The sequence below is a fragment of the Flagellimonas olearia genome, assembly GCF_009184425.1.
GTDB classification, from domain to species: Bacteria; Bacteroidota; Bacteroidia; order Flavobacteriales; family Flavobacteriaceae; genus Flagellimonas; species Flagellimonas olearia.
Window position 1 is genome coordinate 1,938,482 of sequence record NZ_WELG01000001.1, and the last position, 14,406, is coordinate 1,952,887.

Consider the following 14,406-nt stretch of genomic DNA (forward strand, 5'->3'; position numbering starts at 1 on the left):
CATTCATTGTACTTTATCAATACAATTTATGCTTTTTTAATGCGCATTTATTTTTTAATTAATCAAATAAATGCATAAAACATGCAAACAAAGTTTACAGATTAAACAAAAGCCCTTACGCCAACAATACTCTTATGGACTATAGGGCCCCAGCACCATCCTTTTTCGTTATCTTAGTTCGCACCACCCACCTAAACAGACTTTTATGAGAATTTTATTCCTGTTGCTATCCTATTTCTTACTGCACACCACCTCCATATTGGCCCAAGAAGATTCAACACCTTTTGAAAATCTTACATTTCGTTTTATAGGGCCCGAAGGCAATAGGGCCATTGCCATCGCAGGGGTGCCGGGCGATCCTATGGTCAATTATATTGGTGCGGCATCGGGCGGACTTTGGAAAACCATGGATGGAGGTATCAACTGGAATCCCATTTTTGACGACCAAGAGGTTTCATCCATTGGGTCCTTGGCCTTGGCACCTTCCAACCCCAACATTATATGGGTGGGAACAGGTGAGACTTTTGTCATCCGTCCTGCCCATGCCATGGGTGATGGCATCTACAAATCTGAAGATGCAGGAAAGACCTGGAAAAGAATGGGCCTCGAAAAAACGGGGCGCATTGGCCGGGTAATCGTTCACCCTACCAATCCGGACATTGTCTATGCCGCTGCATTGGGCCATACCTACGGTCCCCAAAAGGAACGTGGCGTGTACAAAACCACTGATGGTGGAAAAACTTGGAAACAGATTTTGTTCATCGATGAGCATACGGGAGCCGCCGAACTGGCCATCGACCCAAAAAATCCAGACCGACTGCTCGTAGGCATGTGGTCGATTCATATCAATACCTGGGGGCTGAACAGCGGGGGATCTGGAGGCGGTGTTTACCGTACCACCGATGGCGGCAATTCTTGGGAAGCGTTATCCAAATACGGTTTGCCCGGAGGAAAAAACCACCCCGTTGGAAAAACGGCCGTGGCCATTGCCCCTTCACAACCCGACGTGGTCTACGCCCTTTTTGAAATTGATAGTCCCGCCCTATACCGTTCAGAGGATTTCGGGAACACATGGACCCTTCAAACCCGAAACCATGATATTGCCGAAAGGGCACCGTATTACACTCGAATGGCCGTTTCTCCGGATGACCCTGACGAAATCTATTTTGCAAGTGTAAAATTCAGCACCTCAACAGATGCCGGAAAAACCATATCCGGAGGATATGCCGCAGGTGGGGACAATCACGATATTTGGCTGGACCCCACCAATGCGGACCGCATGATGGTTGCCCATGACGGTTGCGCGAGCATCACCCTGAACCACGGGGTAAGCTTTCAACGCATTGTCCTGCCCATTGCCCAAATGTACCATGCTGCGGTGGACGATAAAATCCCATACAATGTATATGGAAACCGTCAGGATGGGTATTCGTACAAAGGACCCAGCAATAGTCTTCAAGGTTATATTCCCCTTGGTCTTTGGGAAGGTGTGGGAGGTTGCGAAAGTGGATTTGCCCAACCCGACCCTTTTGACAATGATATTGTTTGGTCCGGTTGCTATGATGGTGGACTTCAACGGTACAATGCCCGAACTGGCCATGCACGTGATGTGCGTGTTTGGCCCGAAGCCGGATATGGATGGGAACCCGGCAAATTAAAATACCGTTGGCATTGGAACTTTCCGTTGGCTTTTTCGCCACATACCCCACATCGGGTTTATGTAGGGAGCCAATTTGTGCATAAAAGTGATGATGACGGACAAAGCTGGCAGGTCATTAGTCCCGATTTGACCTTAAACGACAAAACACACCAACAAAATTCTGGCGGAGTGGCCATTGATAACCTAATGACCTTTGATGGCGCTACGCTATTCAGTATTGCGGAGTCCAAATTGGAGCCGGGACACATCTGGACCGGCAGCAATGACGGACAGGTACATTTGACCCAAAACGGCGGGGAAACCTGGGCCAAAGTGACCCAAAACATTCCCAACCTCCCCAAATGGGGTACCATCGCCAATATAGAACTTTCCCGATTCAAGAAGGGAACAGCATATATTACCGTAGACCTTCATCAAATGGGTGATTTTGATCCGTATGTGTACAAAACTTCCGATTATGGCCAAAGCTGGAAATTGATCAGTGGCTCAGTGCCTAAATCCGTCCATAGTTTTGCCCATGTCATCAAGGAAGATCCCAAAAGGGAGGGCATGCTCTATTTGGGAGTGGACAATGGCATCTATGTGAGCACCAATGATGGGCAAAATTGGATGCGTCTGCGAAACAATCTCCCTCCGGCACCGGTATATTGGTTGGAAATACAGGAGCGGTTTGATGATTTGGTCGTGGGAACCTACGGCCGGGGGTATTACATTCTGGACAATATTTCGCCCTTACGCGAATACGATATGGATGCCCAAGACAAGGATGCCCATCTGTTCAGCATACGTCCCTCCTATCGGTTTCAGGAAAAACAGAGCATAAAGACCGATGGCCCCAGTCTCAGTGCTGGGACCAATCCCGCATATGGGGCAGACATCAACTATTTTTTAAAGGACAGTACCGATCAAAAAGTGATAATCCAGATTCTTACCTCCAATGATGAAATCGTGCGCACACTTCCAGGAAAGAATGACGCCGGCATCCATAGGGTGATGTGGGACCTTAGATACGAACCCACTTACAAACCCAAATTGCAATCCATCCCCCCTGGCCGACCTTGGGTACAACTGAACGGTGAGGGTTGGCGCCCCTTGGTGACATGGGATTTGGATTTGATGCGGGGACAATACGGTCCCAGAGTGGTGCCAGACACCTATAAAGTAAAACTGATTGTTGGGGAAACGGAATATGTTCGGGAAGTAGAAGTCCTGAAAGACCCTTCCACTGAAGGAACTTTGGAGGACATCCAAAAACAAGTGGCCTTTTCCCTTGAGCTCAGAGATGCCATCAACGTGGCGGTGACTATGATCAATGATATTGAATCCATTCGGGCCGAACTGAAGGAGATCATTCCACAGTTGCGAAATAAAAATGACATTAAAAAGGCGGAACAACTCCGGTCCATGGCTGAAGCGATTGCAGGTTCCTTATATGACATCCATTTGACCGGTGCCCGGGAAGATGCATTTCGGTCACCCATGAAATTATACGGTCGTTTAAGTGCCCTTGCCAGCGATATCACCGGAAACGGTGTGGACTTTAGACCCACTGACCAACAAGGGGAGGTCTACTCCATTTTCAACAAAAGGCTCAAAGATGTTGATGACAAATTCAAATCCTTTATGAGAGTAGAGGTCAAAAACTTCAACAGTCAATTGAAAAAAAGTGAGCTTCAGATACTATTGGACAAGAAAATAAAATCCTAATCAACGTAACAGACCCTACAAAACCTGAAATCCATGGGCATAGGGATCATCATCATCTATGATAATCGTGTTATACCCAGTTATCTGGGCCCACCCCTGAATACTGGGTACAATGGCATTGACATTGGTCAAGGTAGTCTCCTTTTCAACTCGCCCAATAAACTTACTCCCGATAAAACTTTCATGGATGAAGTCTTCCCCTACCTTCAACTTGCCCTTGGCATGCAACTGCGCCAAACGGGCCGATGTTCCCGTGCCGCAAGGCGAACGATCAATGGCCTTGTCCCCATAAAACACGGCATTTCTCCCTGACGAGGTTGGATCCAAAGGATTTCCTGTCCACATCATATGGCTGACATCCCTAATCGTGGCATTCTCAGGGTGGATGAATCTATCGGGGTATTTTGCATTGATACGTTCCCGGACCACCTTGGAATATTGAATGATCTTGGATGCCGAAAAATCATGCACCCCGCTAAAGTTATCCTGAGGGTCCACAATGGCGTAATAGTTCCCGCCATAGGCCACATCAAAGGTAATTTCTCCCAACTCCGGGCATTCCACCGTAAGATTTTCGGCTGCCAAATAGGATTTTACATTCACCAATTTGACCCAATCCACTTTCTTTCCTGTCTGTTGGTATTCGATCTCGACTAAACCTGCAGGGGCCTCCATTCTAATTTTTCCAGGGATTTTAGGCTGAATTAATCCTTCCTCCAAAGCAATAGTAATGGTTCCAATGGTCCCATGCCCGCACATGGGCAAACAGCCTGAGGTTTCAATAAAAAGAATCGCGATGTCATTTTCGGGCTCGTGTGGTGGAAAGAGGATACTGCCACTCATCATATCATGTCCCCTGGGCTCAAACATAAGCCCTTTTCGAATCCAGTCAAATTCCTTGAGGAAATGCTGTCGTTTTTCACTCATATTCTGCCCCAAAAGGATAGGACCTCCCCCTGCCACCAAACGTACAGGGTTTCCACAGGTGTGGGCATCCACACAAAAAAACGTCTTTCTTGCCACGGCTAGCGCTTCAACTAAATTATATCGTGTTTAAAAATACAACCTTACCTCAAGTAATTGGGCAACAATTCTTCAGGGAAGGATTGGTAACTGATCGGCCTTGCCCATCTTTTGATGGAATGGATGCCCACCGCAGTGAACCTAGAATCCGTGGATGCCGGATAGGGTCCACCATGCTGCATGGATGGACACACTTCAACCCCAGTGGGAACACCGTTGTATATGATACGCCCTACCCTATTTTGGAGCACATCGACCAAGGTTTCCAAATCCAAATCATCATCTTTTTCAGCAATCAAGGTTCCGGTCAACTGGCCTTCCAAGTTTTCAATGACCTGAAGGAGTTCTTCTTCATCCTTACACTGTACCACCAATGAAAAAGGTCCAAAAACCTCCTTGTGCATTTTGGGGTTGTCCAAAAAATCGGCCCCTGAAACCGTGGCAACTTCCGCTGGGGCATCATTGACCTTCACATCTTCACTTCTTTTGGCTATACTTTCAACCCCTTTTTGCGATGTCACCTCCTCACCATTTTTCTCGTACCCTCTTTTTATATTGGGGTGCAACATGCACTGTGGTGCAATGGCCACGGTCTTTTCAGCCAATGTTTCGACAAAGTTTTGTGTATTGGCGTCCTTGATGGTCAGCAATAATCCTGGATTGGTACAAAACTGCCCTGTTCCCAATGTAATGGAATCCGCATAGGTTTGGGCAATTTCATCGGCCCTTCGGGAAATGGCCTTGGGGGTGATGACCACGGGGTTGATACTCCCCATTTCCGCGAAAACGGGAATAGGTTCCTCCCGTTGCGAAGCCAAATCGAACAGTGCCCGACCTCCATTGATACTTCCGGTAAACCCTACTGCCTTTACCTTGGGATGTTTCACCAAGTTTACTCCCACGTCCACACCTCCGTTGACACAGGAAAACACCCCATTGGGCATTCCAGTCTCTTGGGCCGCCTTGACAATGGCCGAAGCCACCAATTCCGATGTACCCGCATGCATGGGGTGCGACTTTACGATTACCGGACAACCAGCCGCCAAGGCACTTGCGGTGTCCCCGCCTGCCGTGGAATAAGCCAACGGAAAGTTGCTCGCCCCAAATACCGCCACTGGCCCCATGGGAATCAAGGTTTTTCTTAAATCGACTTTGGGGATGGGCTTTCGGTCCGGTTCGGCCGCATCAAACGTATTTTCCCGCCAATCGTCCTGGGCCACCAACTCGGCAAAAGAACGCAATTGAAAAACGGTCCGTCCCCTTTCTCCCTTGGCTCTTCCTTCGGGAAGTCCGGTTTCGGAGATATATCTTTCCACCAATTCTTCATCCAACTCCAAAATATGATCCGCAATGGCATTCAAGAACGCCGCCCGTTGTTTTCCTGGAATCTTTCTGTAGGTCTTGAAAGCGTTCCAAGCCAATTCAGCGGCCATATCCACTTCCTCTGGGGTGGCTTCCACAAAAGTTGAAGGATTTTCCGTATTCAATTTTGGGTTCAAGGTCGTGAATTTCACATCCCCTTTCCCACTCAAGTTGTTTCCAATGTAGTTTTTACCTGTAATCATTATGCGTTACTGCTGAGATTTTTATAATCGGGCAATACGGGTCTATTCTTTAGGCCAGTTTCAATGATTTTCAACACCCGCTGTCTTTCCCCGCCTTGCAAAGGCAGTCTGGGAAGCCTCACATTCTCCGTACCTATGCCCGTGGCCACTTCGGCCAATTTTATGTTCTGCACCAATTGTGGACTGATATCCAATTCCAGCAAGGGCATAAACCATCTATAAATTTCAAGTGCCTCGTTGATTCTTCCCGCCTTTACCAATTCGTAAATGGCTACCGTTTCAGCTGGAAAGGCACAGACCAGACCGGCCACCCAGCCATCGGCCCCTATAGCCAGACTTTCCAGACCCAAGGTATCCACACCCGTGAACACTTTTACGCGGTCCCCAAAGCGGTTCTGCAATCGGATGATATTGGTAATATCCCTTGTTGATTCCTTTATCGCTTGGATATTGCTGCATTCCAGCAAATCTTCCAACATATCCAAAGTTACCTCAATTTTATAATCCACAGGGTTGTTGTAGAGCATTATGGGCAACGAAGTATTGTTGGCAATGGCCTTGAAATAGGTCACCGTTTCAAAATCGGTGGCCCTGTACCGCATGGGAGGCAATACCATGAGTCCGTCTGCACCTGCCTTTTCCGCCTGTTGTGCCATGAGAATGGCATCCTTGGTGCTTTGCTCCGCAACATTCATGACCACTGGGATTTTCCCATTCGTTATGGCCAATGAGGTTTTGATCAGGGTTTCTTTCTCATCCGGTTCAAGGGTACTGGCTTCCCCTAGGGTACCTCCCAAGATAATTCCATGGACACCTGCCTCCATCTGCGCCTTGATGTTCTTTTCAAACATGGCAAGGTCCAACTGATCATTGGTGGTGAACTTTGTGGTAACTGCTGGCATTACGCCTTTCCATTGTAGCATAACGGTATGTTTTAATCACAAAATTAGAAGAGACAGACCCAATCTTCGGTCTGAAAATTACCCAGTTCCAATACTATATTATCCTTTAAATATATTTTTTATGTATTTTATGATGATTTTTGTATCATTCTTATGAAAATACTACCCTTTAAAATACCCAAACCCAAAGATGAAGCCTTGGTGTACCAAGAGGACCGGGAAAAGGTTTTCTATGATCAACTCCATCAACATGCCGAAATCCAGATAAGCTATATTGAAAAGGGAGAAGGCACCCTCATTGTTGGGGATTCCATTAACGAATACAAGGCCAACGACATTTTGGTCATAGGAAGTTACGTTCCCCATGTTTTCCGCAGTGACACCCATACCACGAATACATCCGTCATGCGCACATTGTTCTTTGACCAAGGTTCCTTTGGAAAAGATTTTTTTGACCTTCCCGACCTTGCAGCCACCCACCCCTTCTTTCAACAATCGGTATACGGGATGAAAGTGGTTTCCCATAAGGAAAATACCATCGCTCTTTTTAAGCAGTTACGGCAACAGAACAAATTGGAACAAATTGCCTCCCTACTTTTGATTATCAACCAAATAGCGAAATCCGAAACCCAACCTCTCTCTTCATTTGTGTACAACAAGGCTTTTTCGGACGATGAGGGAAAACGCTTGAATAAGGTATTCGATCACGTCATGGATCACTACCACGAGCAAATTACCTTGCAAGAGGTTTCGGAAATAGCCCATATGAGCAAAAATGCCTTTTGCAGGTATTTTAAAAAGCGTACCAACAAGACCTTCTTTCAGTTTTTGATTGAAATACGGATAGAGAATGCCAGCAAACGTATCATCGGGCAACCCGAACTTCCTATTTCCTTGGTTTCTGAGCAGTGTGGGTTTAGCAACCTGGCCAATTTCAACAGAAAATTCAAGGAACTGAAAGGCTGCACTCCCACCCAATACAGGGCCCAATTTCAATAGAAAAGGACCCAAACCAAAATGGTCGGGTCCTTTTCATGAACATAAATAACAACCCTACCAAATAGTTATGATTTCCTCACGCCGCATTTTGCTGCCTTTGGGAATATCAAAAGCTTTGATGAATTCCTCGAAATTGGAGAGTGCACCGTTGGCCCGGTAAAAACTAGGGGAATGCGTATCTGTTTTAACTAAGTTTTCCAAGGACTTATCCCGATACTTACCTCTCCACATTTTGGCATAGGCAAGAAAAAATCGCTGCTCATCCGTTAGTCCATTGATGACTTGGGCACCTTTTTCGGCCTGATTGATCTTCATGGCTTCAAAGGCAATGGCCAGGCCTCCCAAGTCGCCAATATTCTCACCCAAGGTGAGCTTGCCGTTCACGTGGATGGAATCCAACACCACGTAGGCATCGTATTGCTCTTCTATCTTCTTGGCCCTTGCCTCAAACCGTTCCCTATCCTCTGGAGTCCACCAAGATTTCAGGTTTCCATCGGCATCATACAGGCTGCCATTGTCATCAAATCCATGGGTAATCTCATGGCCAATGATAACCCCTGCCGAGCCATAATTGGTAGCATCATCGGCATCATAATCAAAAAAAGGTGGATTAAGAATCCCTGCGGGAAAGACAATTTCATTCCGATAGGCAGAAAAATACGCATTGACCGTGGGTGGGGTCATGCCCCATGCATTGGGATCAACCTCATCCCCCAAACGGTTCAATTGCCGCAAATAGTCATGCTCCCTCAACCGGATTACGTTGCCAAAGTAATCATCGGCCTTGATGTCAACCGCAGTATAATCCAACCATTCATCGGGATATCCTATTTTCACCCCCATCTTATCCAGTTTATGACGGGCTTGGATCTTGGTCGCTTCGGTCATCCACGTATATCGGTTTATCCTTTGATGGAATGCTTGTTTCAAATTATCGATGAGTCCAATCATCTTGTCCTTGTTCCGCTTGGGAAAATACTTTTCCACGAAGAGCTTGCCCAAGGGTTGACCCAAATTTATGTCTGTAGAGTTCTGTGCCAGTTGCCAACGTGGAAACTCTTCCTCCACCCCATTCAACGTGGTTTGGTAAAAAGCAAAGCTTCGATCTCGGATGGCATTGTTCAACATGGGGGTTGTTCCCCGAATCACTTTCCATTGCATATACGTTTTCCAATCCGCAATGGAAAAATCATCCAACATCCGGTCGAACATGGCCAAAAACTCCGGTTGGTTCACGATGACATAATCTACTTCCTTCTTCAACCCCAAATCCTTAAAATACTTAGGCCAATCCACATTGAAGGTAAGCTGGTTGAGCTCGGCCATGGTCTTTTTGTTATAATTCCTTTCCGAGTCCCGAAGTTGGACCGGGCTTCTATGGATTTGGGCCATCCGGGTTTCCATTTCGACGATTTTTTGGGCCGCTTCCCTTTCTTTTCCTTGGTGTAATTGCAGCATTTTGAAGATATCCGTCATCAGTTCCAGGTATTTATCCCGAAACTCCTGATACTGTGGATTGTCTTCCAAGTAGTAGGCCCTGTTGCCTAGACTCAAGCCAGACTGACTCAGATAAAGGGCGTACATGGAACTGTTCTTGGCATCCAGAACGGTATAAGTGCTAATGGGTGCCTGAATGCCTTTGGCATATAATTTTGCGGTCAGTGTCAAGTAACCCTCTTTGGTGTTAATCTGGTCCACTTCATCCAAATATGCCTTTAAAGGCTTCAGTCCCAGATTCTCCAATCGTACCGTATCCATACAACTGGCATAGAAATCGGTCACCATCTGTTGCGTTGAACCCTTTTCATAAGGTACATTGCTCTCTGTTAGTTCTTTAAAAATCCCTTTGATGCGGTCCTGGTTTTCAAAATAGACCTCATGGAAGCTGCCCCAAGAGCCATAGGCGGCTGGGATTTCCGTGCTGTCCAACCATTGGTGGTTCACGTAGGTGTAGAAGTCGTCTTGGAGCTGTTGTTTCTCCTGTGCAAAGGCCATGGTTGTGGCCATCAAGGCCAAAACTGCCATCATCCTGTTTTTCATATGTTCGTTTTTTGAGTTGTTGCTGTGTTTTCTTTCCGATATCAATCCCAAACAAATTTCCATGAGCCATCCTCTTGGCGCTTCCAAACGGTATGGAACACCCCTTTGGCCTCCGCTGGATTGCCTTCGGCATCCTCATAGGAAAATGTGTAATACCCAAAGGTGTAGCCTAGGTCCCCGGATTTGGACACTTCTATAAACTCCGGCTTCCAAGCCAATCCTTTTGAGGTTTGGTTCTGCATAAAATCGGCAATGGCCTGCTTGCCCTCAATGAGTTGATTATTTCTCATGAGAACAGCATCTTCGGCGGCGTAGGCCACAAAGGCCTTGTTCATACCCTCTTCCTTGGCCATTTGTGCAAAAGCGGCCTCGGCATCGGCAATTTGTTGTTTCCACGTCTCCAAAACTTGGGGAAGCGGTTCTTGGGTCTGGCCACATGCCATGAGCAGTACCATGACCAAAACAGTGTATACATTGACTATTTTCATGACTTCAAATTTTAGTGGTTGGGGTTCCAATTGGGCTGGGCCTTTTTCCCGTTTACGGAATATGTATTGACCTCCTCCAAATCGGTTCCATTTTTATATCGATATTCAAATCTATGAACTCCTATTTGAGCATTGTTGACCGGGTTTTCATTAGCATCCAAATAGCTACGCTCCACCAACCTTCCTTTTTCATCATAATGGTTCTCTTCTATGGCATAACCGCCCGATCCGTTGACCATTTTGCCTTCTAGATTATGATAAGAGCCACGGACAGGTCGCCCTTTGGAATCAAATTGGGTCTTATATTCGTTAATCTTATTCGCGCCGAGTCCTATGAGGTTTCCTTCTTTGTCAAAGAAAGACCTTGCGGCCAAAAACCTCCCATCAACACCATAGGTGGTTTTGATAATGCCAATACCACTGTTGGAATTGGCAGACCCATCCTCCGTGTTTCGAAAAGTCCGTTCCACTTCATTGCCGTGTTCATCAAAACGATACACTACTTTATGAACTCCCCAGTTGGTGAGTTGTGGTTCATTGTCCTCATCAATAAAAGTGGCTTCCTGTTCCGAAAAAAAATCGGAAGGGATATAGGCTATTTTGGCAATATTGGTCATACCCCGTGTTAATCTACCATCCCTATCGTAGTTGGACCATTCCGTAAGTTGTCCGTGGGCGTTGTATCGAACCTTGGTGGTGATCACATTCGCTTCATCGGGTGTGGGGGTCTTGCCTTCTGTTCCCAAATTGGTCATTTGGGCCAGTAGACCATGCGCATTATAGGAGAACAGGGTCACAAAGTATTGGAACTCTGGGCGGTTTCGGACAAGCTCATCTTTCGTATTGTAACGCCATTCCATTACATTACCGTTCGATAGGGTCTCCCAAGCGTATTTGGCGATGCCAAAATCATTTTCAATGATGTTCCCTGCAATATTGTGAAAGGTCAGACCTGTTCTTTCTCCCTTCCCATTCAGGGCAAATCTCGCTTCGTACACATCTCCTGAAACCAAGGTTCGGTGACCAAACTCGTTGTAAAATGTTCGAATTTCTTCATTTTCTTGATAGTCAATCTTGATTTTGGGTGCCCGTACAAATCGGTCCGAAAATGGAACCAGTTTACCATTGAGCATATAGCGACACTCTACCAACCTTCCCTTTTCATCATAATCCAATTCAAAATGTTTTTTGTTGTCCACATCATGCTTCTCCATCTTCTTGGTTCCTCTGATATCGGCAAAAGGGGTTTCCCGGAACACAATACCCATGGCATATTGGGTGTGCTGTGCGGTTACCTTCAATCCACAACTCAACAGCATCAGTATTATCCAGAATAGGTTCGTTACTTTTCTCATTCAGCTCTTTTTTTCTGGTTTGATGTAATCATAAAGCCAATCGATAGGTGAGTTTCATCAAGAAAATGTTCTCCGGTTTTTGTCCAAAAATGCCCGACTCCAACCCGCGGGTCAAACTATCCGCTGGATCCATAAAATTGGATATCCCCTGCGACCAGACCAAGAACAGCTCCGATCCCGGGATGTATTCCCAACGCACCACCAAGTTGGACCGAAACTCCACCAAGGAAAAATCTGGATCATCAAAGCTGTAATCAATGGTTCCGTCCAAATTTTCGTCCACCACATACATTCCCGTATCCGACTGCTTGGTTATCTGTCCCTCTTCCAGCAATTGATAGCGATCAAAAAGGCTTTCAGCCACTGGATTGGTGATGTAATTGAAATGGGAATACCGCCCCCGAGCAATAAAAGGCTGTCCATAGTATTGAATGGTGAGGTTGGGGTTTATGGTGTAGTTCACCCGAATGGCCGCACTCAATGTTTTATTGTCTATTTCCGAAGTAACGTACCTAGGCATCCCATTGAATTGGGTCTCGGTTACATATTGGGTCTTATGGGGGTATCTGGCATACTGTGGACTAAAGGATACGCTCAGGGCATTGGAGGGTTGATAGGTAATCCCGCCCGTAAATTCAAAAATGGTAAAGTGACCTTGCTTGCCTTCCGAATAGAGCAGATCGGCACTGAACCGCAGTTTTTTACGCAAATCGGTATTGGCAATGAACCAGACAAAATTCTCCCGTGAGAGTTTAAATCGTGGACCACCTTGCAAGTGCGCTGTACGATAATTAATAGGGATATGGCCCCCTCCCACATCAAAGCCCCAGTTGTTCAAAAAAGTGCCATCGGCCCCAAATTGGTATTGCATGCGATTGCGGTTCCCCTCAAAATCAAAACTATTGAAGTAATTAAAATTGGCCCCTATTCTCCTAAACTTTCCCATCTGACGGGTAGATTCGTAGGCCACCGTATTGTATTGACGAAACTCATCGGTCTGACGCAAAAATCCGATATCATTGATCTCGAGCTCCGGAGATTTCCAGAAAGCGCCAATGGTATAGCGCAAATTGCCACCACCCACTTTTCCATACTCCAATTTCCCTCCGGTTCCCGCCAAGGAGGTTCGGGTGGAATCCACCTCCACATGACCCGCATCGGTACGTTGGAACAAATGGGTCAAAGTATTTTGGGTTGCGGCAATAGCCTCCCTGCTCCCCTTTACCTTACTAAAAATGGAATAGCCCATGAGGTAGTAGTTGCGATTGTTCCATTGGTGTTTAAAGTCCAACCCACCCGAATAGGCATCAGTATGCAGGAAATTGAGTTGGTCGGGCACATCAAACCTATTGGTGGCGGTGACAATACCGCCTATGTACGAATTGTTGTTATTAAAGTCTTTTTGCAATCGACCCACAAAATAGTTGGTGAGCGGTTCCACCAATTCCTCGCTTCGCTCCCCATTGGTATCGATTTCAGCATATTCCTTGGCCGTTAAGCTCTCCATAACCCCTATGGACCATCCTTCCTTGGTCTTTCCCGAAAATTTGGCCGCCCCCAGGATGGTGGTGTTTCCCGGTCGGTCCACATACTGGTCCCCGGTAACATTGGGGTACCCTTGTGGGGTCCTTCCTATGCGCCTTGAATAGAACAGATTGTCCGAGGCATGCGAAAATCTGTAATCAAAAATGTTCTTGTTCTCCACGAAAAAAGGACGCCGCTCCTGAAAAAATATCTGAAACCCGTCCAAGGCAATGGCCGATGGGTCGGCCTCCACTTGTCCAAAATCAGGGTTCACGGTCAAATCCAACGTAAGGTCGTTGGTCACCCCTATCTTGGCATCCACTCCTCCGTTCAATTTAAAATCATTGCCATCCCTAAAGGGATTTCCCTCTTCCTTTTCATAGGTTTTGAGCTGCGTTACCGTAAAAGGTTGTATTTCCAACTGATTTTGCGGGGTAAGGTTTTTTAATCCATGGAGCTCCCCAAACTCACTCACCCAGCCCGGGGCATCTTGGGGAATGCGTTGCCAAACGGAGCGCTCCTCATTTCTGAAATAACGCCGTAAAACCTGGAGTCCCCAGACCTGCTCCTTATCTGCATTAAACCGCAGTTGGCTCAATGGAATTCGTATTTCGGCGGTCCAACCCTCATCATCTATCTGGGTTTTTGTAACCCAAATGGGGTTCCAACTGCTGTCCCAATCTTCCCCGTTGTTAGAGATAAATTCATCTCCCCGTACCCCGGCCACCGTAGCCGTAAAGGAAAATGCAGTTCGAAGATCATGATAACTGTCAATCTCCACTTCCACCCAATCGCCATCAAAGGTATCCCTACGGCCCATGCGCCGAACAATACTGTCCGGCGCCGCATCAAAGGCCCGTATGCCGAAATAAATGTATTTGGCATCGTAAATAATCTTAAACTTGGTTTGAAAGCTAGGTGGGGTATTTTCATCAGGTCTCACCTCGATAAAATCGCCGCCCCACTCCACAAGATCCCAAACAGGGTCATCCATGGTCCCATCTATAACCGGCGTTCGTCCATCTTCAATGGCCATGGTGGTATATTTCTTTTTTTCAATGATCTGGGCTTCCAAGACCTGGATAGAGGCCAGCAAAAGAGCTGGCCACAAAAAAATCTTTCCCATGTGATTGTTTTACGCAC

The 14,406-nt window shown here is 46.5% G+C and carries 9 protein-coding genes; 2 read left to right on the top strand and 7 right to left on the bottom strand.

From position 1 onward, the window contains the following. Positions 1–205 precede the first annotated feature (205 nt). Entirely contained in the window at positions 206–3,367 is a 3,162-nt protein-coding gene (locus F8C76_RS08535; protein WP_152131291.1) for a VPS10 domain-containing protein, read from the top strand. A gap of 15 nt (positions 3,368–3,382) precedes the next feature. Here the strand turns inward: F8C76_RS08535 and F8C76_RS08540 are convergent, their stop codons facing one another. The 3 genes from F8C76_RS08540 to F8C76_RS08550 are packed head-to-tail and all read right to left on the bottom strand — an operon-like array spanning position 3,383 to position 6,878. Continuing rightward, a complete protein-coding gene (locus F8C76_RS08540; protein WP_152131292.1) occupies positions 3,383–4,390 on the bottom strand; it encodes a 4-hydroxyproline epimerase in 1,008 nt (335 codons plus the stop codon). A gap of 44 nt (positions 4,391–4,434) precedes the next feature. Then, on the bottom strand, positions 4,435–5,955 hold the full coding sequence (locus F8C76_RS08545) for an aldehyde dehydrogenase (NADP(+)) (RefSeq protein WP_152131293.1): 1,521 nt from the start codon (positions 5,953–5,955) through the stop codon (positions 4,435–4,437). Beyond that, a complete protein-coding gene (locus F8C76_RS08550; RefSeq protein ID WP_152131294.1) occupies positions 5,955–6,878 on the bottom strand; it encodes a dihydrodipicolinate synthase family protein in 924 nt (307 codons plus the stop codon). Before F8C76_RS08550 ends, F8C76_RS08545 begins: the two co-directional genes overlap by 1 nt. 132 nt (positions 6,879–7,010) lie before the next feature. Here F8C76_RS08550 and F8C76_RS08555 point away from each other — a divergent pair, with 132 nt between their 5' ends. Further along, complete coding sequence (locus F8C76_RS08555; protein ID WP_152131295.1) at positions 7,011–7,856, top strand: AraC family transcriptional regulator; 846 nt, start codon at positions 7,011–7,013, stop codon at positions 7,854–7,856. Positions 7,857–7,910: 54 nt separating this feature from the next. On the opposite strand, the gene F8C76_RS08560 is transcribed toward F8C76_RS08555, so the two are convergent. From F8C76_RS08560 to F8C76_RS08575, 4 genes are read right to left on the bottom strand one after another with little or no spacing between them, the layout of a single operon-like run. After that, complete coding sequence (locus F8C76_RS08560) at positions 7,911–9,896, bottom strand: M13 family metallopeptidase (RefSeq protein ID WP_170284002.1); 1,986 nt, start codon at positions 9,894–9,896, stop codon at positions 7,911–7,913. 41 nt (positions 9,897–9,937) lie between these two features. Further along, positions 9,938–10,384: a YybH family protein gene (locus F8C76_RS08565; protein WP_152131297.1), complete on the bottom strand. Its 447-nt coding sequence runs from the start codon at positions 10,382–10,384 to the stop codon at positions 9,938–9,940. Positions 10,385–10,395: 11 nt separating this feature from the next. Further along, complete coding sequence (locus F8C76_RS08570; protein WP_152131298.1) at positions 10,396–11,739, bottom strand: hypothetical protein; 1,344 nt, start codon at positions 11,737–11,739, stop codon at positions 10,396–10,398. A 28-nt stretch (positions 11,740–11,767) separates the two neighbouring features. Continuing rightward, positions 11,768–14,389, bottom strand: coding sequence for a DUF5916 domain-containing protein (locus tag F8C76_RS08575; protein WP_152131299.1), 2,622 nt, complete (start codon positions 14,387–14,389; stop codon positions 11,768–11,770). Positions 14,390–14,406 lie beyond the last annotated feature (17 nt).